This window comes from Actinomadura sp. NBRC 104412 (assembly GCF_030269515.1).
GTDB lineage: Bacteria > Actinomycetota > Actinomycetes > Streptosporangiales > Streptosporangiaceae > Spirillospora.
Window position 1 is genome coordinate 1 of sequence record NZ_BSTM01000023.1, and the last position, 22,538, is coordinate 22,538.

The window sequence follows — 22,538 nt, forward strand, 5'->3', positions numbered from 1 at the left end:
GCTACCGGCTCAAAGACCGCGACCTCGGCCGCGTCCCCGCGGCCAAGACCGACAACTAAAGATCAACAATCGGGTGGGTCACGGTTCACCCGGAACAACCGGGTCACGATTGGGCCGGGATTGACAACGCCGCAGGCCCCGCCAATAATCACACTCGCACCCACCTCAGCCCCGCAACCCCAGCCCCGAACGGTCGCTCAAGCGTGCGATCGCGTCCGAAGGCAGATTCGAGCGAAGCGAGAATCTGTTCGCGTAGCGAGCCGCCAAGGCGAGTCGGAGCGATGCCAGCGATCGCCGCAGGTGCGACAAGCGACGAGCCGTCAAGGCGAGGAGCGCAGCCCGCACCTGCAAAGAAACACCTCTCGCACCCACCCCAGCCCGTCACCCCAGAGCCCCGCACGGCGGCCAGGCGTTGCGATCGCGTCCGGAGGCAGGTTTCGAGCTTGCGAGGAACCTGATCGCGTAGCGAGCCTCCAGGGCGAGTCGGAGCGATGCCAGCGATCGCCGCAGGTGCGACAAGCGACGAGCCGTCAAGGCGAGGAGCGCAGCTCGCACCTGCAAGTAAACACTGCGCACTCACCTCAGCCCCGCAACCCCAGCCCCGCACGGCGGCCAGGCGTTGCGATCGCGTCCGGAGGCAGGTTCCGAGCTTGCGAGGAACCTGATCGCGTAGCGAGCCCCTGGGCGAGTCGGAGCGATGCAGCGATCGCCGCAGGCGCGACAAGCGACGAGCCGCCAGGCGAGGAGCGCAGCTCGCGGCTGCAAGTAAACACAGCCTCAGCTTCCCGTGGTGGCTACGGTGATGCCGGCTTCGTCGAAGGATTTCTTGACGCGTTCGCGGAGTTCGCGGGAGACGTCGGCTTGTCTGCCGGGGGCGGTCTTGAGGACGACGCGGACGATCAGGGCGTCTCCTGTGAGGGCTTGGACGCCCCACACGGAGGGGTCTTCGAGGATGAGGTTCTGCCATTCTCCGGCGGCGGCCATCTCGTCGGCGGTCTTCTGGAGGATCTCCTTGACCTTTTCGACGTCTTCGTGGATGTCGACGGGGACGTCCAGTACCGCGCGGCCCCAGTTCTGGGATTCGTTGCCGACGTGTTTGATCTCGCCGTTGGGCACGTACCAGACGACGCCGTTGACGTCGCGCATGCGGGTGACGCGGAGGGTGACGGCCTCGACCGTGCCTTTGGCGGTGCCGACGTCGATGACGTCGCCGACGCCGAACTGGTCTTCGAGGAGCATGAACAGGCCGGCGAGGAAGTCCTTGACGATGTTCTGCGCGCCGAAGCCGACGGCCATGCCGATCACCGTGGCGCTGGCGAGGACGGGTGCGAGGTTGAGCCCGAGCTGGCCGAGGATGCTGAAGAACGCCATCCCCATGATCACGATGGAGGCGATGCTGCGCAGCACGGAGCCCATGGTCCTGGCCCGTTGGGCGCGGCGCTGGTTGAGCAGGACGGGGCTGCCGTCGAAGACGGTGCGGCTGCGTTCGCGGACGCGCTCGGACATGGTGCTCTCGGCCATCCGCAGCGTGATCCGGCTGATCATGCGGTGCGCCGCGGCCCGGGCGATCATGGCGATCGCCAGGATCACGATGATCCAGAAGACGGCGGTCAGCGGCCGGTCGAGCCAGTTCCGGAAGAAGCCGGTGAACTCGGCGTTGTGTGAGACGTTCCACACGACCCGGCAGGCCACGCTGGGCTCCCGGGAGCGGCACGCGATCTCTGGCGTGCTGTCCTGCACCCAGGGCAGACCGTTGCCGCCCGCCACGGCGGGCACGACGGACGCGAGGCTGAGTGACATGTGGAAGCCCTCCCCGGCCGGCTGGATGGTCGCGCCGGCTCGTCGTCGAGGTCCGGCGGTACGAGCCGATCGTAGGGGACGGTGCCGAGCGGTTCGTTGCCGGAACGAGCCGGGCCGCCTGGCCGGGGAGGGCTGGTTTTCCTGTCCGCGGGGTCAGCGGAGGGTGTGAGGGGCCGCGGACCCCGCGGACGAGGCGTCACCGGGGCGAGCCCGTGGGCTCTCCTTGTGACCGTGGGGAACGTCGCGGGCGTACGTCAAGCGGGATGGCCTGCCCGTGTCCCGGACCCCGAGCAACCGGCCTCCGGCGGCTCGCCTGGCCTCGGCCTGGATGGGAAGGGGCCGGGACGGGACGAGGTGAGCCGGGGCCGCCCGGGCACACGGGCAGGACATCTCGGGCCGGCTCCCCGGTTCCGCCGGCCGGGAGTGCGGCCCGGCCGGCGGGTTCGGGGTGCCGGCGAACGTGTCCCGCGGGGCCGTCGGCTGCCGCGCCGTTCCGGCCGCGACCCCACGGGACACGTCCGGTTTCAGGGAGGGTGCGGGCCGCTCGCCGACCGCTCCGGCGAGCGGGCCCGCGGCCCCTCGGGTCCGGGACGCGGCCCGTCAGGGCCGCCCATCCCGGCCTCCAGAGGTCGGGTGCCCAGGAGGTCGCCGTGCGCCTCCAGGGGTTGCAGGACGCGGGCCAGTTTCACGGCGGCGCCGCCGGGGTCGTCCACCCGGTGCAGTCGCTCGCCCCAGGACCACCAGTAGTAGTGGACGTGGGTCTCGGGGGCGGGGGCGCAGGTGACGTCCTCGGCGAGGCTGGCCGCCTCTGGGTTGACCACCCGGAGGAACGCGGGCCCCGAGCGCGTCCGCACGACCCGGGCGACCAGTCCCCAGGTGTCGAGCTCGTGCTCGAGTTCTTCCAGGTAGCCGGTACGCCTGTCGGTGACCACCCGTGCACCCCTTCCGTCCGTCGCGCCGCGGCGGGCCGTGCCGCGCGGCGGTGCCGCCGTTCCCTGGCCGGACCGCGGCGGTCGCCGCGGCCGTCCTGGCCGTCGTGTGACGGCCGTGGCCGCCATCGCGGTGGCCGCTCCGGGGGGTCCGCCCGACCGATCTGGCCGTCCGGCGAGATCGAACTTTACGGATCCGCTCCGTTACACGCGGCGAGAATTGCAACTCTCACACGATGGGTCAAGAGGGCCTCTCCGGCGACGGGATACGTTTCTCACGTTCGGGGAGGAGAATCGCTCCACTCTGGAGGAGGAATCTCTACCCGAGGAGCACAGGGTGCTCCCGGAGGCCCCGTGATTCCGGCGAATCGCTTGGCTGGCCACGCGCACGGAGTTACGCTCTGTGCGCATCACGTAATCTGGTCGTGGCCATCCGTAATACCGGTCACCGTGACCGAAGGCGGGGGGCTCCCCCTCCGTTTCCGGACCCCACGGTGAGGGAGGCCGGAAAAAGATGTCGGACACCCCCCGGAAAGAAACGGACATAGCGCGCCAAATACGTGCACGCGGTCTGGCGGAAGGGCGCGGTCCGGTGGAGATCGCGGAAGAAATTCACGATCAATGCGGGCCGCTGTTCGGCACCAGCCGCGTCAAGGCGCACCGGCTTTCCCACGGCGTGGCGCTGTCCGACATCGTCGCGCAGGTGAAGGCCCTGTACAAGGTCGACGGCAAGCCCCAGCCCCGGCTCGGCGAGACGCTGCTGTCGGCGTACGAGAGCGGCTACAAGCGGCCGGGCCCGGAGTACCTGCACTACCTCTGTGTCGTCTACCGGGTGGAGCCCGGCGAGCTCGGCTACCAGAACTCGTGCATCTGTGGCCAGAGCCACCGGACGCGCGCGTCCGACCTGGCGGGGTCCGCCGCGCGGCGCCCGGGCGACCTGGTTCCACGGGCACCCGGATACGTGTCCGAGCCCGCGCCGGACCGCCTGCCGGGACGGCCGGCCATGCCGGTGCACGACCCTCCGCTCGTGGGGATGGTCGTGTCCGGCCCCGGCGACCGGCCCTTGTTTTCCGTCAACAGACCTGGGGGTGCCGACCGCGCCGGGTCCCCCTCCATCGATGTGGGAGAGGAGGACGTCGTGCTCCGCAGAACCCTTCTTCAACTTCTGGCCGGGGCGGGTGTGGCGCTCGACGGCCAGTTCCTTGGGGCCGTGGACAACCTGCGACGCAAGATGGACGACACGCTGGTGCGGGCCACCGTTTCGCCGACCATGCTCGACCAGTGGGAGGAGACCACGCTCGGCTACGGCCGGCAGTACCAGGCGACGCCGTCGCTCCGGATGCTGTGCGACGTGCTGCTGGACTTCAGCGAGGTCCGCCGGATGTGCGACCGCAGGCAGCCGGTGGAGCTACAGGAACGGCTGTGCCGGCTGGCCGCGCAGTTGTCCGGGCTGTCCGGGCTGATCATGATCAATCTGGGGGATCACCGGCTGGCCCGCTCGTTCTTCCGCACCGCGCGTACCGCCGCGGACGAGACCGGCGACCGCCACCTACGGGCCTGGGTGACGGTACGCGAGTCGCTGGTGCCCATGTACTACGGCGACCCGCGCGAGGCGCTGCACCTGGCGCGTAAGGCACAGGACCTGGCCGGTCGCAGCCCTGGCGTCGCGGCCGCCATGGCGCCCGCAGTGGAGGCGCGCGCGCTCGGCATGCTGGCGCTGCGCGGCCGTTCCGACGCCGCCCCCAGCGCCCGCCGCGCTTTGGTACGCGGGCGGGCGGTGTTCGAGCAACTGTCCGCCGAGCAGGCCGGAGACCTGGCGTTCGGGTTCACCGACCGGCAGATGGCCTTCTACGAGGGCGACACCTTCACCAACCTGGGTGACCACAAGCACGGCGACGAGGTGCTGAGCCGCGCCCTGACCCTCTACTCGCCGACCGACCGGGTGGACCGCACCCTGGTCAGGCTGGACCGGGCGACCTGCCAGTTGCACGCGGGCAACCCCGAGGGGGCGTTGCAGGCGGGCCGGGACGCGATCCTCGATCTGCCGCCCGAGCATCGTTCCGACATCCTCGTCCATCGCGCCCGGCAGATCGGTGCGGCCGTCAACGCCAAAGTCGGCCAGATTCCGGAGCTGGCGGAGTTCTATGAGGCGCTGTCCGGTCCCTGGGTGAAGAGCCCCACCAGCGGTCCGGCGTCCGCCCCCGCGGTCGATCCCTCCGAGCAAGTCTGACCGCCATGGAACCGCGTGACGGCGTCCCCACGAACGACGGCGCCGCTGATGGCATGGGCGGTAGGCGTTCCACGGCCGTGGTCCGGCTGCGGGTGGAGCCGCCCGTGTGGACGTACGGTGCCCTGTGGCTGCGCCGCTACCGCGCCGACGACCACGCCACCGTCCTGGAGCTGCATCGCGAGGGCCTGGCCCAGGTGGGGCTGCGTCCCGGCGACGGCGTCTACTACGACCACGACTTCTTCCGGATGGAGGACATCTACCTCCGCAACGACGGCGAGTTCATCGTCGGCGAGCTGGACGGGCGGATCGTCGCCATGGGCGGCCTGCGCCGCGCCGACCTGGTCCCGGCGGGCCGCGACCGCGCCCTGGGCGGCTACGTTCTGGGCGGGCCCGCGCTCGACGCGGTGGAGATGGTCCGCCTGCGCGTCCACCCGGACGTGCAACGCCGCGGCTACGGGTCCGCCGTGGTCAGGGCACTGGAACAGCGTGCCGCCGAGTTCGGCTACCGCGTGCTGCGCGCCGACACCACCGAGTTGCAGCAGTCGGCCCTGCGCCTGTACCGCCGCTTCGGCTGGACGGAGGTGCGCAGGGAGCAGATCGGGGGGATCGTGAACGTCTACCTGGAGAAGCCCCTCGTCTAGGCGTCCGGCTTGCGGGCCCCGACGAGCTGCATGGCCGGGTACCTGCGCTGCCTGATCTGTGTGAGGCCGCGGCCGTCCAGGAAGCGGGTGACCTCGCGATCGCCGAACAGCCGCAGGCCGACAAGACGGTGCAGGGCGCCGCCGGCCGTGCGGTTGAGCGGGACGGACGGGCGACGGCTGGTGAGGATCGCGATCCGCCCGCCGGGCCGCAGCACCCGGATCATCGAGTCGAGGGCGCCCCAGGGGTCGTCGAACAGGTAGAGGGCGCCGAAGCAGGACACCGCGTCGAACGTCCCGTCCCGGAACGGCAGGTCGGTCGCGTCGCCGCGGACGAACCCGACCTGCGGCATCGAGGTGTCGGCGGCGGCGCGCGCGAGCATCCCGGCGGCGACGTCCAGGCCCACCACCAGCCCGCCCTTCTCGTCCACGCCGGACGCCAGCGCGCGGGTGACGTTGCCCGGACCGCACGCCACGTCCAGCACGGCCGCGTCCGGGGGCGGCGACCGGTCCAGGGCGAGCCAGGAACGGGCCAGCGCGTGCTCCTCGCCGGTGTCCGGGCCGACCGGCCAGCCCTTCATGAGGTTGAAGCCGATGGGCCGCCAGATCCGCTCGTAGATCCGCGGGAGGAACGCCGACTCCATCAACCGTTGCGCCGGGGTGCCGGTGGCGGGCCTTTCGGGCGGGAGAAGGTCGAGGTACGGGGACGACCCGTCCTGCTCGGGAGGGGGCTCGGCGAGGAGGCGCAGGATCCTCTCCTGCGCCGTGTCGCCGAGCCGCGGCGCGGGCCTCACAGGTCAAGCCCCGTCTGGGACGCCAGGAACGACAGCGTGTCGGTCATCAACCCCACCGAACGGCTCACCGAACGGGCGTCGTGACCGACCTCCGACTCGTTGCGCAGCAGGATCGGCGCGTCCCCCGACGTCGCGTGCTGCAACATGGCGCACATCTTGCGGGCGTGCATCGGGTCCACCCTCGTGTCACTGTCGAAGATCGTGAACAGTGTCGCCGGGTAGGGGACGCCCTTGCGGACGTGATGGTACGGCGAGTAGGAGAGCAGCCAGCCGAGTTCCTCCGGGTCGTCGGCCGTCCCGTACTCGTCGTTCCAGGTGCGGCCGAGGCCGAACCGCTCGTACCGGACCATGTCCAGCAGCGGCGCCGAGCACACCACCGCTCTGTACAGGTCGGGACGCTGGGTGAGCGCCGCGCCGACCAGCAGCCCGCCGTTGGAGCCGCCCGAGATGGCCAGCCGGTCGGACGTGGTCACCCCGTCGGCGATGAGCTTCTCCGCGGCGGCGTGGAAATCGTCGAAGACGTTCTGCTTGCGGTCGCGCATGCCCGCGCGATGCCACTCCTCGCCCTCCTCCGAACCCCCGCGCAGGTTGGCGATGGCGTAGACGCCGCCCGCCTCCACCCAGGCCAGGATGCTCGCCGAGTACGCGGGGGTGAGCGAGATGTTGAAACCCCCGTACCCGTACAAGATCGTCGGCCTCGGCCCCTCCGCTGCCGCCCCGGGGCGGGAGATGACCAGCATCCGCACCTGCGTCCCGTCCAGCGACGCGTAGGTGACCTGCCGCGACTCGATCTCCGGCAGCTCCACCGTGCCCGGAGCGGACGCCCACACGTCCACCTCACCGGTGCGCGCGTCGTACCGCAGCACCCCCGTGGGCGTGACGTTGTCGGTGTAGGCGAACCACGCCTCGTGGCCGCCCTCGGGCCGCTCGACGATGCCGCCGATCGTTCCGAGCCCCGGCATCGGCACCGTCCCCGTCCGCTCGCCGGTGGCCAGATCGTGCACGGTGATCTCGTTGACCGCGTGCCGCCGCCACGCGGCCAGCAGCACGGGGCGTTGCAGCTCCGGACCGTCCAGGATCGCGTAGTCGGTCAGGACCGCCGTGTCGTCCTGCGGGATCAGCTCCCGCCAGTTCTCGTACGCGGGATCGGCGGGGTCGGTCACGCACAGCCGGGAACGCGGCGCGTCCCGGTCGGTGAAGACGTACGCGCGGCCGTCCCTCCCGACATGCAGGCCGGTCTCGGCGTCCACCCCCTCCTGGACGGGACGCAGCGCCGGACGTTCCAGCCCACCCGGAGCGGTCAGGTCGGCGATCCACAGGTCGTTGCGCGGCGCCGTCCCCTCGGACGCCGAGATGGTCAGCCAGCGGCCGTCCCGGCTGACCCCCGCACCGTAGTAGGTGGTCTTGTCCCGGCCCTCGCCGAAGATCAGGACGTCGTCGGTCTCCGGGTCGGTGCCCACCCGGTGGAGGTAGACGCGGCGATGGTACTGCTCCTCGCCGTCCGGCACCGCCTCCGGCGGCAGCCGCCGCACGTAGTAGAACGCCTCCCCGCCCGGCAGCCACGCCACCGACCCGTACCGGCACCGGTCGATCGGGCCCTCCACCCGCTCGCCGGTCGCCACGTCCAGCACGTACAGGACGGACTCCTCGTCCCCGCCCTTGGAGATCTTGTACGCCAGCAGCCGCCCCTCCTTGTCCGGCTGCCACAGATCGAGGGTGGTGGTGCCGTCCGGGTCCAGCTCCATCGGGTCGATCAGGACGCGTTCCGCGCCGTCGCCCGGCTCCACCGTGTAGAGCACCGGATGCTCCTGGCCGGCGGTGCGCCGCGTGAAGAAGCGCCGCCCGCCGCGCCACACCGGCGAGCCGACGCTGCCCGCGCCGAGCAACTCCGTCAGCCGTTCCCGGAGCCCGTCACGGCCGGGCAGCCCGTCGACGACTGAATGGAACAGCTCGTCCTGCGCGGCCAGCCACTCCTCGGTGGCGGCGTCCCCACGGTCCTCCAGCCACCGGTACGGGTCGGCGACCCGATGTCCGTGGATGTCCTCGACGATGTCCTGGCGCTGCGCGGGCGGGTACAACGGTCGGCTCATGACCCGCACCTTATGCGGCCGGGGCGCTCCATGCGGATCCGTCCGGGAATGCCGGGAAGAGGGCGCGCCGACATCCGTCCCGACCACGTGTCGGACGGTGAATGCGCAGGTCATCTCCGGTAGAAGAGAAACCGATCGTCATCGGGGGTTGATCAAATGAAGGTTCGTGCCGCCGGGCGCCGTCCGCCCGCCCACCTGGCCGCCGCGGCCGTCGCCCTGCCACTGCTGGCCGCCGCGGCAGCCCGCGTGGAGTTCGCCTACACCTCTCCGCGCGTCACCGCGTCAGGGGAACGCACCACCTGGGGCTGGACGATCCGCAACAGCGGAAACCACACCGCCAACAGGGTCGTCCTCACCCACGAACTCGCCCCCAAGCTGCGGATCGCCTCCCTCACCTCGCCCTGCGTCATCGTCCAAGGCGGTGCGATCCGGTGCGAGTACGGGACGCTGCGACCCGGCGAACGCAGGACCGGCGCGCTCACCGCCATCGTCCCGCGCCACCTCCACGGCAAGGTCCAGATCAAGGGCCACGCCACCTGGTGGCAGGCCTGGCCGCACACCCACTGAGACCGCGTAAAATCCATCACGGCGAGAGACAAAGCACTTACCATCCGTGGTACAAGCAGCGCGTGGCGTTCGATCTGAAGAGCTTGTGGGGATTAATGGGGTAGCGGTCGGCCTTCTCACGCGCCACACTGATTTGGGGTCCGTTCACCCCTGGGGAGGTCCTCATGGCGGGTTCACAGGTGCCGGAGACAATACTCGGGCCTCGGTGTGAGGCGCGCACGAGCGCGTCCGCCGAGGCGACACAGAACCCGATGGAGGGCCTCCGATGAGACAGGTCCTCCTTCTCAACGCGACCTACGAACCACTCACCACGCTCCCACTCCGGCGGGCCGTCTGCCTCGTCCTCAGAGAGAAGGCCGAGGTCGTCCACACCGACACCTCCGGCGCCGTCCTCCACTCGGCCACCATGTCCATCGAGGTCCCCTCGGTGATCAGGCTCCGCCGCTACGTCCGGATCCCCTTCCGCACCCGAGTCCCCCTCACCCGCGCCGCCCTCATGCGCCGCGACAACTTCCGCTGCGCCTACTGCGGCCACCGCGCCGAGACCATCGACCACGTCCAGCCCCGAAGCCGCGGAGGCAAACACGTCTGGGAGAACTGCGTCGCGTCCTGCATGACCTGCAACCACCGCAAGGCCGACCGGCTCCTCGAAGAAATCGGCTGGACCCTCAAAGTCACCCCAGGCGTCCCCCGGGGCGCCCACTGGCGCCTGATAGGAATCATCCACGACGGCGACCCCCAATGGGCCCCCTACGTAGCGGCGTAGTGCTTATTGGCAAGCACGAGCTGCGCTCGTCGCTGGCGCTCCTCGCTTGTCGTGCTTGCGGCGATCGCTGCATCGCTTCGACTCGCCCAGGGGCTCGCTCCGCGATCAGATTCTCGCTTCGCTCGAATCTGCCTTCGGTCGCGATCGCAGCGCGTGTTTATTGGCGGTGCCTGCGGCGTCGGGCGCTGGGCGCCCTCCTTCTCCGGCACCGCGTGCGATCGCTGCATCGCTTCGACTCGCCCAGGGGCTCGCTTCGCGATCAGGTTCCTCGCAGGCTCGGAACCTGCCTTCGGTCGCGATCGCAACGCCTGGGCGCCGTTCGGGGCTGGGGTGACGAGTTGAGGTCGGCTGTCATGTTTGGCAGGGGCGAGCTGCTGAGGACAAGGTCTGATCGCCCAGCATGATGCTCAGGACGTGCAGCCAGTGGCAGCCCCCATGTGAGCGGGTATCGGGTCCACGGCCGTCGGTCAGGAGCTCGAACGCCTACAGGCGAACGGCAAGGTAGAGCGCCTGAACCACACCCTGCCCGACGGATGCGTGCTGTGGGTCAGGAGCAGCAGCCTCCACCGCAACAACCGCCGCCGGCGGCTGGGGGCGCGGGAGCGCCGCCGCGGGACGTTCCGGTGACGGCGACCGTGGAGAGCAGCTTGACGGTGTCGTCATGGCCGCCGGGGCAGGCGACGGGCGAGGACGCCTCGCTCATCGGACGCGACACCTCGAACGTCGATCCGCACGCGCGGCAGCGGTAGTCATAACGTGGCACGTCTCAAGGATACGAGGCCGCGGCACCACCCCACCAGGCGGCAGCCGGAGAGCGAAACCCCTCCCTTCACCCATGCCCAGGCGTCCGAAGGCAGGGGCGAGCACCAGCGAGACCCTGATCGCAAAGCGAGCCGTCAAGGCGAGGAGCGCAGCTCGCGCCTGCAATAAACACCTCTCGCACCCACCTCAGCCAACACCCCAGCCCCGAACGGTCGCTCAAGCGTTGCGATCGCGTCCGAAGGCAGATTCGAGCGGAGCGAGAATCTGATCGCGGAGCGAGCCCCTGGGCGAGTCGGAGCGATGCAGCGATCGCACGCGGTGCCGGAGAAGGAGGGCGCCCAGCGCCCGACGCCGCAGGCACCGCCAATAAACACAGCGCAGCTCGTGCTTGCTAGAGTAGATCGATGTTTCTGGCGGCGCCTGTTGAGGCTGAGGTGGTCATGGCGGCGTAGGCGCGGAGGGCGGCGGAGACGGGGCGGTTGCGGTTGCGGGGGCGGTAGGTGCCCAGGTCGGCGAGGAGCTTGTCGCGGCGGGCGGTGAGTTCCTCGTGGGGGACGTCCAGTTCGAGGGTGCGGCGGGGGATGTCGATGATGACCTGGTCGCCGTCCTGGACGAGGGCGATGGCGCCGCCGGCGGCGGCTTCGGGGGAGGCGTGGCCGATGGACAGGCCGGAGGTGCCGCCGGAGAAGCGGCCGTCGGTGATGAGGGCGCATGCCTTGCCGAGGCCGCGGCCCTTGAGGAAGCTGGTCGGGTAGAGCATCTCCTGCATGCCGGGGCCGCCCTTGGGGCCCTCGTAGCGGATGACGACGACGTCGCCGGGCTTGACCTTGTCGCCGAGGATGCCTTCGACGGCGTCCTCCTGGGATTCGAAGACGACGGCGGGGCCGGTGAAGGTCCACAGTTCCTCTTCGACGCCCGCGGTCTTCACGATGGCGCCTTCGGGGGCGATGTTGCCGTAGAGGACGGCGAGGCCGCCGTCGGCGGTGTAGGCGTGCTGGACGTCGCGGATGCAGCCGGTCTCGCGGTCGAGGTCGAGGGTGTCCCAGCGGGCGTTCTGGCCGGACGCCTGGGTGGTGCGGACGCCGCCGGGGGCCGCGTGGTACATCTCGACGGCTTCGGGACGGACGTCGGGGGAGCGCACGTCCCAGGCGGACAGGAACTCCGGCAGGGACGCGGAGTGGACGGTGTGGACGGAACGGTTGAGGAGCCCGGCCCGGTCGAGCTCGCCCATGAGGGCGGGGATGCCGCCGGCGCGGTGGCAGTCCTCGACATGGTACTTGGGGGTGGCGGGGGCGAGCTTGCAGATGCAGGGGACGCGGCGGGACAGCTCGTCGATCTCCTTGAGGCCGAAGCCGACGCCGCCTTCGTGCGCGGCGGCCAGGAGGTGGAGGATCGTGTTGGTGGAGCCGCCCATGGCGATGTCGACGGCCATGGCGTTCTCGAACGCGTCCCGGGTGGCGATGCTCAGCGGCAGGACGGAGTCGTCGTCCTGGTCGTAGTAGCGCTTGGCGAGCTCGACGACGGTGCGGCCCGCGTCGGCGTAGAGCTTCTTGCGGGCGGTGTGGGTGGCCAGGACGGTGCCGTTGCCGGGCAGGGCCAGCCCGATCGCCTCGGTGAGGCAGTTCATGGAGTTGGCGGTGAACATGCCCGAGCAGGACCCGCAGGTCGGGCAGGCCGCCTCCTCCAGCTTGTCGAGGGTCTCGTCGGAGACGGAGGTGTCCGCGGAGGCGATCATCGGGTCGATCAGGTCGAGCTTGTGGCCGTTCTGGACGCCTTCGACGGGCTTGCCGGCCTCCATGGGGCCGCCGGAGACGAACACGGTGGGGATGTTGAGCCGCAACGCGGCGATCAGCATCCCCGGGGTGATCTTGTCGCAGTTCGAGACGCAGATCAGCGCGTCCGCGCAGTGGGCGTTGACCATGTACTCGACGGCGTCGGCGATCAGCTCGCGGGACGGCAGCGAGTAGAGCATCCCGCCGTGTCCCATGGCGATGCCGTCGTCCACGGCGATGGTGTTGAACTCGCGGGGGACGCCTCCGGCCTCGCGCACGGCGGCGGCGACCATGTCGCCGACCTCGCGCAGGTGGACGTGGCCGGGGACGAACTGGGTGAAGCTGTTGGCCACCGCCACGATCGGCTTGCCGAAGTCCTCCCGCTGGACGCCGCTGGCGCGCATGAGGGCGCGTGCGCCCACCATGTTCCTGCCGTGGGTGACCGTACGTGACCTGAGCGGGGGCATCTGTGACCTCTCCAACCTGTGGCGTGCTCTGGAACGATCGTACGTCCGCCGGCGAGGTCGGCCGGACGGCGCCATACGATGATCTTCGTCGCGGCGGCGGATCGCGGCGCCGCGGCCGGCTCTGCAGAGGTCGTGTGGGGCCGGCTCGTACGGGCCGATGGTATCAACGGCCTTTGTGCAAGGCGGCGGTGATCGGCCAGAGGGCGGCGTCCGGCGCGAAGAGAGGAGGGCGCCTCGCGCTCGATGCCGTTAAGGGGTCGCCGGCCGGCGAGCACGAGGTGCCCCTCCTCACCGGTCTGCGGGCCCGGTCGTTCGGGGCTCTGCGTTGAGCCGTGGACGGCCTCGGGCCGTCCCCGGGCTTACTGCTTGCTGTCGAGGCCGGCTTCGGCCTCGGTCGGGTACTTGGGGGGCAGGGCCTGCTGGGCGGCCTGGTAGATGCGCTGGACGTCGGACTCGGTGAGGATCTTCGGGCGGCGGCGCAGATAGCCGCGGGCACGGGGGCCCGCGTAGACGTCCACGTCGCGCACCCGCATCACCTTCCAGGGGATGCTGGGGCCGTAGATGGCCACCGACGGCTGGACGGGCACCTCGAAGCCGACCCGGTTGGCGATGATCTTGCTGGCCTGCTCGGCCTCCCAGCGCGCCTCGTCCAGGCGGTCCTTCTTGTTGAAGGGGCCGTGGAAGAGTTTGCGGTGGGAGAGGGTGCGCACCGGGAGGCGCTTGTCCCATTTCTCCGAGTCGATGGCGTACACGCCGCTGGGGCCGATCACCAGGTGGTCGATGCGGCCGTCGCTGACGCCCTCGCCGTCGCGCGGGACGGCGCGCGCGTGCAGGACGCGGTAGCCGCCCTTCTCCAGCGAGCGCAGCTGCTTCTCGGTGCGCCGCTCCGCGGCCGAGGACTTCTGCCACGCGGGGACGCTGGAGTCCTTGCGGGAACGGCGGACGACGTCGGCGATGACGGCCAGCGCCGCCACCGTGATGCCGATGCGCATGCTGAAGATGAGGCTGAGCACGATGAACAGGACCAGCGCCACCGCCGCCCGTTCCAGCCACCGGCGCACCCGCGGCTCCTTCAGCAGTTCGGTGAGCGAGTCCCTGGCGGGAGGGCGTCCCTCAGGGCCTCCCCTCGCCTCCCTGGCCTGGTCGTGGGATGTGTGCTGCGTCTGCTGGGGCTGGCCGCGCGCCTCCCGTGCGTCGCCCCGCTCCATGATTGCCATGAGTTGACGCTCCGTCATCCTTTCGTACCGCAAGCATGATCCTCCGTGCGCAGAGTAATCATTTCCGCGTCCGCGGACTAGCGGTGTCGGGTTAATACTTTTGTCGCCGCTTCCAAGGGGTTAGTTGTTGCCATGGCCGGGTACGGGCGTCCGCTGCCTTGTCGGCCGAGTCGGGCGACTTGCCGCCCCTGTCATCTTTGATGCCGGGGCATCCGGCGTCTAGCGTTCGGCTCTGTGACTCATACCCACGATCTGGGCGCCATGCGGCTCGCCGCCGCCATTCGCGCCAGGGAACTGTCCCCCGTCGAGGTCACCGAGCATTACTTGGATCGGATCGAGCGGCTCGACTCCAGGCTCGGCGCCTATGTGACCAGCACGCCCGAGCGGGCGAGGGAGGAGGCCAGGCGCGCGGAGAAGCGGGTTCTGGAGGCGCCGGACCCGGCCAAGCTGCCGCCGCTGCTGGGCGTCCCGGTGCCGGTCAAGGACCTGAACATGGTCGACGGGGTCCGGATGACCCTGGGATCGAGGGCCTACGAGGGCTTCACCGGGTTCGCGGACGACAGTGTCGTCACCCTCCTGAGGGAAGCGGGTTCTGTCCTTCTGGGTAAGACCTCGACCCCCGAATTCGGCTTGCCCTGTTATACGGAAAGCGCCGTCGCGCCACCGGCCCGTACTCCCTGGGACACCTCGCGTTCGGCGGGCGGGTCGAGCGGTGGTGCGGCCGCGGCGGTGGCCGGCGGGCTCGCCCCGGTCGCGCAGGGTAGCGACGGCGGCGGCTCGATCCGGATTCCGAGCAGCGTGTGCGGGCTGTTCGGGATCAAGCCGACGCGGGGCCGGGTCTCGCAGGGTCCGATCGTTCCCGACCTGTTCGGTCTGTCGACCAACGGGCCGATCGCCCGGTCGGTGCGGGACGCGGCGCTGCTGCTGGACGTGATGGCCCGTCCGATGCCCGGAGACCTCTACATGGCGCCGCCCACGGAGGGGACCTACCTGGAGGCGGCCGAGCGTCCGCCGGGCCGTCTGCGGATCGCTCGGAGCCGCGAACCGGTGGTGCCCGGGGCCGAGGTCCACCCCGACTGCGTCGCGGCGTACGAGGAGGCGTCGGCGCTGCTTGAGGAGCTGGGCCACGAGGTGGTGGAACTGCCTCCGGTCGTGGACGCCGCGCTCGTCCCCATCTTCGAGACGCTGTGGGGGGTGATGGCGACGCTGACGCCGGTCGATCCCTCGCAGGAGGAGCTTCTGCAGCCGCTCACCCGGTGGTTGCGCGCCAAGGGGGACGCGACGAGCGGGCCGGAGCTGTTCCGTGCGCACGCGATGTTGCAGTCCGCGTTGCGCAGCGCATTCCCGGTGATGGACGAGTTCGACGCGATCCTGCACCCGACCCTCGCCCAGCCGCCCGTGCCCATCGGGTACTTCCACGAGCAGGAGCCCGCGGAGAACTTCGAGCGGCAGAAGCACTTCACGCCGTTCTGCGCGGTCTATAACGTGTCCGGGCAGCCCGCGGTGAACGTGCCCTTGCACTGGAACGCCGACGGTCTTCCCATCGGCGTGATGCTCGCGGGGCGCCTGGGGGGCGAGGCGACGCTCATCTCGCTGTCCGCGCAGCTCGAAGAGGCCCGTCCCTGGATCGACCGCAAGCCTCCGATCTGGGACGAGTGACCCGGCGGGGGCGCGCAACTCAGAGACGGTCGGCGGCGTACGTGGGAAAGGTTCTCGTACACGGGTATTGCGTATTAGGGGGCACGGACTAAGGGGCATGGTCAGAGCGTGGCTGATGCGGAACTGAACAGGCTGGCCCAAGAGCATCGGGTGGCGACGCGCTACACCGATTGGCGGGGCCAGGAGACCGAGGTGTCCGACGACACCCTCAGGGCGGTGCTCACCGCGCTGGGGGCGGACGTCTCCACTCCTGCGGCGGTGCGCGAGACCTTGGCCAGGGTGGAGGAGGAGAAGCGCAGCCGCCTGCTGCCTCCGATCCTGTTCCAGCGGGCGGGACGCAGGGAGGCCCTCCAGATCCCATGGGGTGCGCGGGGGCCGGACGAGGTGTGGCTGGACATGGCCAACCGCGGGTCGGTCCAGCTCCATGCCACGAGCGTCCGTACACGCGACGGTCTGCTGAAGCAGTACCACCTGCCGCCTGGGACGCCGCATGGCTGGCATCGCGTACGTGTCAGGGTCCGCAGCCTGTGGCGGGAGGAGAGCGCGCCCTTGCTGCTCACTCCCGCGCGCCTTGAGGTTCCGTCCAGGGCGTGGGGGTTCACGACACAGTTGTACTCGGTCCGGTCCAAGGAGTCGTGGGGGATCGGCGACCTGCACGACCTGGCGGACCTGGCGTCGTGGAGCGGCCGTGACCTGGGCGCGGGGTTCATCCTGGTCAACCCGCTTCACGCCACCGAACCCGTCACCCCCATAGGGCCGTCCCCGTATTCGCCGATGAGCCGCCGCTTCGCCAGCCCCCTGTACCTGAGGGTCGAGGACGTCCCCGAGTACGCGGCCCTGCCCGCGAGGGACCGCGAGCGCATCTCCGTCCTCGCCACCAAGGCCAAGCCGCGTGACGGGACCGGCCGCGAAGGAGGTGCCCTCCTCGACAGGGATGCCGCGTGGGAGGCCAAGCGGGAGGCCCTTGAGGTCCTTTTCGCCGTGCCGCGCAGCGCCGAACGGCAGCGCGCCTACGAGTGGTACCGCCATCGCGAGGGAGCCCCCTTGACGGCCTTCGCCACGTGGAGCGCGCTGAGCGAGGAGCACGGCGCGGACTGGCGGCGCTGGCCCCACGAGCTGCGGGACGCCGAGAACCCGGCCGTCGCGCATGCCGCCAAGCGCCTCGAAGACCGCGTCGAGTTCCACGCCTGGCTCCAATGGCAGCTCGACGAGCAGCTCGCGCAGGCCCAGGCGGCGGCGCGTGAGTCGGGAATGCCCATCGGCATCATGCACGACCTGGCGGTCGGTGTTCATCCGGGCAGCGCCGACGCCTGGATGTACCGGCCCATGTTCGCGCCGGGGATGAGCGTGGGCGCGCCCCCGGACGAGTTCAACCAGAAGGGGCAGAACTGGGGCCAGCCACCCTGGCACCCGGGCCGCCTGGCCGATGCCGCCTACCTTCCCTTCAGGGGGATGCTGGCCGCGGCGTTGCGCCATGGGGGCGGCCTGCGTCTCGACCACGCCATGCAGATCTCACGCCTCTGGTGGGTGCCCGAGGGCGCGTCCGCGGATGAGGGCACCTACGTGTACTACGACCGCGAGGCGATGCTCTCCACGCTCGTCTGGGAGGCGGCCCAGGCGGGGGCCGTCGTGGTGGGCGAAGACCTGGGCACGGTCGAACCCGGGGTACGGGACGACCTCGCCGAACGGGGCGTGCTGGGGACGTCGCTGCTCTGGTTCGAGCGGGACGCCGAGGGCCGTCCGAAGAAGCCGGAGGACTGGCGGGAGTCGTCCCTGGCCACGGTCGGCACCCACGACATGCCGCCCATCGCGGGCTTCCTGCACGGCGACCACATCGAGTTGCGCGAACGCCTGGGCCTGCTGACCCGTCCCGTGGAGGAGGAGACGGCCGACCACGCCAGGCAGCTAGCGGACTGGCTGCACCTCCTGCACGAGGAGGAACTGCTGGACACCACGCCCGAGGACATCCTGGACGCGCTCAAGGAAGGCTCCATCGACCACGACGCGGAGGTCACGGCCGCGCTGCACGCCTTCCTCGCCTACACACCGTGCCGCCTGGTCGGGGTCTCCCTGGCCGACGCCGTGGGGGAGCGGCGCACCCAGAACCAGCCGGGTACCACCGACGAGTACCCCAACTGGCGCATTCCGCTGGGCGACTCCGAGGGCGATCCCGTCTACCTGGAGGAGCTTCCGGGCGCCCCCATGTTGGAGACCACTCTGGCTCCGTTCCAGCCGCCCTCAGGTTAGGGAGAGCGCGGCGGTCAGCCTGGACGACACGTCCTCCAAGAGGTCGTCCGGGGTGATGTCGGCGGCGGCTATGGCGGAGAACACCGCCGGTAGGCCGGGGAGCGGGAACGGGTCGGCGTCGGCGTCCGCCAGGGCGGCCTTGCCCAGGCGGTGGCGCCGCAGGGACGACCGGGAACGCGACCAGGCCGTCTGGACCTCCTCGGGTGACGGCACCCCGAAGCCATGCCCGACGGGCGCCGCGTGCCGCAGCTTGACCAGGGCGCCGTCGGTGAACTCGGCCGCCAGCTTGCAGCGCTCCTCCAGATCGGCGCGTACGTGGCCGTCCAGGCGGTTCATGACCGAGCAGGGGGTGCGGCAGCGCGCGGCGCAGTCGCCCAGGGCCTTGGACACCTGGCTGTGCTGCCGGTCCAGGTAGGCACGCCAGCCCGGGGGCGGCTCGTTGGCGACGCGGAGGCTGCGTTCACAGGCGGAGCGTTCGGGACGGGTGTGGTCGCACCTGCGCTCGGCACCGGGTTCGATGGGCACACCGAACCGGCTGCCCGGCCCGGAGACCGACTCCCCCAGCCGGGCCGGGTCGCCCGCATGGCCCAGGACGGGCTCCCAGGCCAGCATCGGCAGGTACTCGCCGGCGATGTGCAGGGCGGCGACGAGGGCGGCCATCTCCCGCCTGCGCCAGCGGATCTCCACGACCTCCAGCAGCAGCGCGTACGCGGGCCGCAGGCTGGCCAGGGCCCCGCGTGGCCGTTCACGCGGGGCCTGGGGCATCCGGCTTGCGCGCGCCCGGTCCAGGAGGTCCTTGGGGACTTCCCCCGCCTCCTCGGGCATGCCGAAGTCCTCGGCGTCCAAGTCCAGGACGCGCTGCCCGAACGCGCACAACGCCTCGACCCGGGTCGACTCACCGTCCACCCGGAAGCCGGAGGCGACCAGAGCCGCGATGTCACCGAAGGCGTGTCTGCGCGCAAGCGCCGTCAGTACTTCCCGCGCCGTCTCCACGCCTCCACCCTGCCACGGGCCTGTTCCCGCGGCTCCTCCATCGCCCCTTTCCTCAAGCGCCCTTACAGCGCCCCTTTTCTCCTAGCTCGCGGCCTCGGCGTCCTTGCGGCGGGCCCTCAGGGCACGGGCCACGCCGTCGCGTCCCTCCGACAGCAGGCGGGTCAAGGCGGCAGGGGGGTCGTTCTCGGCGATGTAGGACTCGGTGCGGTCGATCGTGGACTGCTCCACGACCAGGAAGGGGTAGGCCACCTCGGCGAACGTCTGGGACATGTCGCTGCTCCACTCCTTCCAGATGCGGCCGACCTCGCCGAAGTACCGGTCCGCGTACGGGACGAGCAGCTCGGCCTGGTCGGGCTCCACGAACCCGCCCAGCGTCGCCCGGAACACCGCGTTGGGCAGCTCACCGCCGATGATGCGGTTCCATGCCGCGGCCTTGGCCTCGGCGGTCGGGATCGCCGCGCGGCAGCCTGCCGCTTGCCGCTCTCCGGCCGCGGTGGGGTCCCGCTCGGCCTCGGCGGCGATCTCCGCCTCGCCCGCGCGTCCCATCGCCACCAGGCGGCGCAGCAGCGCCCAGCGCAGGTCGGTGTCGACCTTGAGCCCCTCCATGACCTTCGAGCCGTCCAGCAGCCCGGCCAGCAGGTCCAGGTGGTCGTCGGTCACCGCCACCGAGGCGAGCGCCTGGATGTAGGCGAGCTGGAAGTCCGAGCCCGGCTCGGCCTCCTCGGCCAGTTCGAGCAGCGCGTCGGCCATGAGCCGCAGGCCCTCGGGCCGCCAGGCCGGGTCGGCGTACTGCTGGACGGCGGTACGGGCCTGACGCAGCAGCGTCTGCACCACCGAGATGTCGGTGACGCCCCGGATGCCGCTGACGACCAGCTTGACGTAGTCGCGGGTGGCCATCTCCGCGTCCCTGGTCATGTCCCAGGCCGCCGACCAGCACAGCGCCCGCGGCAGCCCCTCCCTGATGTCGCCGATCCCCTGGATGAGGGTCCGCTGGGACGTGTCGTCCAGCCGGATCTTGGCGTAGGTGAGGTCGTCGTCGTTGACCAGCACCAGGTCGGGACGCTCGCGCCCCACCAGGGCGGGCACCTCGGTGCGGGCGCCGACGATGTCCAGCTCGACCCGGTCCCGCCGGACGATCCCCTCCTCGGTGCGGTCGTACAGGCCGATCGCGATGCGGTGCGAGCGCAGCGTCGGGTACTCGGCCTTGGCCTCTTGCAGGACGGCGAACGAGGTGAAGGCGCCGTCGGCGTCCACCTCGTAGGAGGGGCGCAGCGTGTTCACGCCCGCCGTCTCCAGCCATTCCTTGGACCACGACTCCAGGTCGCGTCCCGAGGTCTCCTCCAGCGCGTCCAGCAGGTCGGTCAGGACGGTGTTGCCCCAGGCGTGCCGCTGGAAGTACCGCCGCACCCCCTCGAGGAAGTTGTCACGGCCGACATAGGCCACCAGTTGCTTGAGCACGCTGGCGCCCTTGGCGTAGGTGATCCCGTCGAAGTTGACCTCCACCGCCCGGATGTCGGGGATGTCGGCCGAGATGGGGTGGGTGGAGGGCAACTGGTCCTGCCGGTACGCCCACGCCTTCATCAGGTTCGCGAAGGTGGTCCACGACCCGCTCCACTTGGTGACCTCGGCCTGGCACAGCACGCTCATGTACGTGGCGAACGACTCGTTCAGCCACAGGTCGTCCCACCAGCGCATGGTGACCAGGTCGCCGAACCACATGTGCGCCATCTCGTGCAGGATCGTCTCCGCGCGCCGCTCGTAGGCGGCGTCGGTGACCCGCGACCGGAAGACGTAGTCCTCCAGGAACGTGACGGCCCCGGCGTTCTCCATCGCGCCCGCGTTGAACTCGGGCACGAACAACTGGTCGTACTTGGCGAACGGGTAGGGGCGGTCGAAGACGTCCTCGAAGAACGCGAAGCCCTTCCGGGTCACCTCCACGATGGCGTCCGCGTCCAGGTGCTCGGCCAGCGACGCGCGGCAGTACACGCCGAGGGGGATCGTGGTGCCGTCCGCGCGCCGGTACTCGTCGGTCACCTTGTGGTACGGACCCGCGATCAGGGCCGTGATGTAGGTGGAGACCTTCGGCGTGGGCGGGAAGTGCCAGATGACGGCGGGGCCGCCGGCCTCCGCCTCGTCGCGGCCGTCAGGGGCCTCGTTGGTGACGACCTGCCAATCTGCGGGCGCCTTGACGGTGAACGCAAAAGTGGCCTTGAGGTCCGGCTGGTCGAAGCAGGCGTACATCCGGTGCGCGTCGGCCGTCTCGAACTGCGTGTAGAGGTATACGTTCTGGTCGACCGGATCCACGAACCGGTGCAGGCCTTCACCCGACCGCGAGTAGGCGCAGTCCGCGACGACGCGCAGCTCGTTGGACTCGGCCAGCGACGGCAGAGGGAACCGGCCCTTCTCGGCGTCATAACCGGAGGGGTCCAGCGCGGTCCCGTTGAGGGTGACCTCCCGCACCACGGCCCCGTGCAGGTCGACGAAGGTCGACGCGCCGGGCTCGGCGCAGCCGAACCTGATCACGGTGGTGGAGCCGAACCGCTCGTCGCCCGTGGTGAGGTCCAGGTCGACGGCGTACTCGCTGACCGTGAGCAGCCTGGCCCGTTCCCGCGCCTCGTCGCGCGTGAGGTTGCCTGCCACATGTACTCCTTGGCTGTCCCGAAAGGTGTCGTTCCATGTCTACCAAGGGGGCTCCTCGTTGGGGCGAGGCGGCACGGCCGGTGTGGGCGAAACGGTGAACCGGACCGGAATCGGCGGGAATGGTGATGCGGATCCCTGGGTTGCCCGTGAGTGACATTGACCGGTCTAAGGAGGACCCCCTTGTCTTCAGACACGCCGCGCACCCCCGTGGATTTCTGGTTCGACCCCGCGTGCCCCTGGGCGTGGATCACGTCCCGCTGGGTGCACGAGGTCGCCGCACTGCGCCCGATCGAGCCGCGCTGGCATGTGATGAGCCTGGCCGTCCTGAACGAGAACAAGGACATCCCCGAGCAGTACCGGGAATGGCTGAAGAAGGCGTGGGGGCCGGTCCGGGTGTGCATCGCCGCCGAGCAGAAGTACGGCTCGGAGGTCCTGGAGCGGCTCTACACCGAGCTGGGCAACCGCTTCCACAACGAGAAGCAGCCCAAGGAGAAGGCGACGTTCGCCGCAGCCCTGGAGGCCGCGGGCCTGGACCCGGAGCTGGCCGAGGCCGCCGATTCCACCAACTACGACGAGGCCCTGCGCGCGTCCCACAAGGTCGGGATCGACAAGGTCGGCCAGGAGGTCGGCACCCCGGTGATCGAGGTGGAGGGCAGCGCCTTCTTCGGCCCCGTCGTCACCCCGATCCCGCGCGGCGAGGCCGCCGTGAAGCTGTGGGACGGGGTCCTGGCGGTGGCGAGCACCGACGGGTTCTTCGAGCTGAAGCGCACCAGGACGAGGGACCCCATCTTCGACTGACCCGTCCGGCCCGGCCTCCGGGGACGGTCCCCTGCCGTCCGGCCGCTACCGGCCGCTTCCGGCCAGAGACCCCGCTCTCGGCTGCGAGAGTGCGGCTATTGCGACTGACTTGCAGTTGCTACCGATATGCCCGCACACTGGTCCCGTCGAGTCGAATCGGCGGGATGGG

Annotated in this window: 16 protein-coding genes; 7 read left to right on the top strand and 9 right to left on the bottom strand. The window is 70.5% G+C overall.

The genetic code is table 11. The features are described 5' to 3' along the window. Positions 1-777: 777 nt before the first annotated feature. Complete coding sequence (locus QSK21_RS25155; protein ID WP_285699404.1) at positions 778-1,800, bottom strand: mechanosensitive ion channel family protein; 1,023 nt, start codon at positions 1,798-1,800, stop codon at positions 778-780. Between the two features lie 524 nt (positions 1,801-2,324). Further along, a complete protein-coding gene (locus tag QSK21_RS25160) occupies positions 2,325-2,732 on the bottom strand; it encodes a hypothetical protein (RefSeq protein WP_285699405.1) in 408 nt (135 codons plus the stop codon). A gap of 589 nt (positions 2,733-3,321) precedes the next feature. On the opposite strand from QSK21_RS25160, the gene QSK21_RS25165 reads away from it, so the two are divergent. Both QSK21_RS25165 and QSK21_RS25170 read left to right on the top strand, forming a co-directional pair. Beyond that, positions 3,322-4,959: an NsdA family TPR-like regulatory protein gene (locus QSK21_RS25165; RefSeq protein WP_285699407.1), complete on the top strand. Its 1,638-nt coding sequence runs from the start codon at positions 3,322-3,324 to the stop codon at positions 4,957-4,959. A 5-nt stretch (positions 4,960-4,964) separates the two neighbouring features. Continuing rightward, positions 4,965-5,600, top strand: a complete 636-nt coding sequence (locus QSK21_RS25170; protein ID WP_285699409.1) for a GNAT family N-acetyltransferase — start codon at positions 4,965-4,967, stop codon at positions 5,598-5,600. On the opposite strand, the gene QSK21_RS25175 is transcribed toward QSK21_RS25170, so the two are convergent. Together QSK21_RS25175 and QSK21_RS25180 are read right to left on the bottom strand one after the other, a co-directional pair. Then, on the bottom strand, positions 5,597-6,391 hold the full coding sequence (locus tag QSK21_RS25175; RefSeq protein WP_285699411.1) for a class I SAM-dependent methyltransferase: 795 nt from the start codon (positions 6,389-6,391) through the stop codon (positions 5,597-5,599). The two genes, QSK21_RS25170 and QSK21_RS25175, sit on opposite strands and share 4 nt — an antisense overlap. Beyond that, complete coding sequence (locus QSK21_RS25180; protein ID WP_285699412.1) at positions 6,388-8,481, bottom strand: prolyl oligopeptidase family serine peptidase; 2,094 nt, start codon at positions 8,479-8,481, stop codon at positions 6,388-6,390. The genes QSK21_RS25175 and QSK21_RS25180 overlap by 4 nt, the downstream gene beginning before the upstream one ends. Before the next feature lie 156 nt (positions 8,482-8,637). On the opposite strand from QSK21_RS25180, the gene QSK21_RS25185 reads away from it, so the two are divergent. Beyond that, on the top strand, positions 8,638-9,048 hold the full coding sequence (locus QSK21_RS25185) for a hypothetical protein (RefSeq protein WP_285699414.1): 411 nt from the start codon (positions 8,638-8,640) through the stop codon (positions 9,046-9,048). A 265-nt stretch (positions 9,049-9,313) separates the two neighbouring features. Then, complete coding sequence (locus QSK21_RS25190) at positions 9,314-9,814, top strand: HNH endonuclease (protein ID WP_285699416.1); 501 nt, start codon at positions 9,314-9,316, stop codon at positions 9,812-9,814. Positions 9,815-10,361: 547 nt separating this feature from the next. Here QSK21_RS25190 and QSK21_RS25195 read toward each other — a convergent pair. From QSK21_RS25195 to QSK21_RS25205, 3 genes are all read right to left on the bottom strand, one after another. Then, positions 10,362-10,577, bottom strand: coding sequence for an FmdB family zinc ribbon protein (locus tag QSK21_RS25195; protein ID WP_285699418.1), 216 nt, complete (start codon positions 10,575-10,577; stop codon positions 10,362-10,364). 390 nt (positions 10,578-10,967) lie between these two features. Beyond that, on the bottom strand, positions 10,968-12,815 hold the full coding sequence (gene ilvD / locus QSK21_RS25200; protein ID WP_285699420.1) for a dihydroxy-acid dehydratase: 1,848 nt from the start codon (positions 12,813-12,815) through the stop codon (positions 10,968-10,970). A gap of 359 nt (positions 12,816-13,174) precedes the next feature. After that, positions 13,175-14,032, bottom strand: a complete 858-nt coding sequence (locus QSK21_RS25205) for a nuclease-related domain-containing protein (protein WP_285699422.1) — start codon at positions 14,030-14,032, stop codon at positions 13,175-13,177. A gap of 234 nt (positions 14,033-14,266) precedes the next feature. On the opposite strand from QSK21_RS25205, the gene QSK21_RS25210 reads away from it, so the two are divergent. Together QSK21_RS25210 and malQ are read left to right on the top strand one after the other, a co-directional pair. After that, positions 14,267-15,691 carry an amidase gene (locus QSK21_RS25210; RefSeq protein ID WP_285699423.1) on the top strand — a complete coding sequence of 475 codons (1,425 nt, stop codon included), beginning with the start codon at positions 14,267-14,269 and terminating at the stop codon, positions 15,689-15,691. Positions 15,692-15,799: 108 nt separating this feature from the next. Further along, positions 15,800-17,938 carry a 4-alpha-glucanotransferase gene (gene malQ / locus QSK21_RS25215; RefSeq protein ID WP_285699424.1) on the top strand — a complete coding sequence of 713 codons (2,139 nt, stop codon included), beginning with the start codon at positions 15,800-15,802 and terminating at the stop codon, positions 17,936-17,938. On the opposite strand, the gene QSK21_RS25220 is transcribed toward malQ, so the two are convergent. Both QSK21_RS25220 and pepN read right to left on the bottom strand, forming a co-directional pair. Then, entirely contained in the window at positions 17,930-18,931 is a 1,002-nt protein-coding gene (locus QSK21_RS25220) for a hypothetical protein (RefSeq protein ID WP_285699425.1), read from the bottom strand. The two genes, malQ and QSK21_RS25220, sit on opposite strands and share 9 nt — an antisense overlap. A gap of 81 nt (positions 18,932-19,012) precedes the next feature. Continuing rightward, entirely contained in the window at positions 19,013-21,571 is a 2,559-nt protein-coding gene (pepN, locus tag QSK21_RS25225) for an aminopeptidase N (protein ID WP_285699426.1), read from the bottom strand. Positions 21,572-21,751: 180 nt separating this feature from the next. Here pepN and QSK21_RS25230 point away from each other — a divergent pair, with 180 nt between their 5' ends. Beyond that, positions 21,752-22,369, top strand: coding sequence for a mycothiol-dependent nitroreductase Rv2466c family protein (locus QSK21_RS25230; RefSeq protein ID WP_285699428.1), 618 nt, complete (start codon positions 21,752-21,754; stop codon positions 22,367-22,369). Positions 22,370-22,538 lie beyond the last annotated feature (169 nt).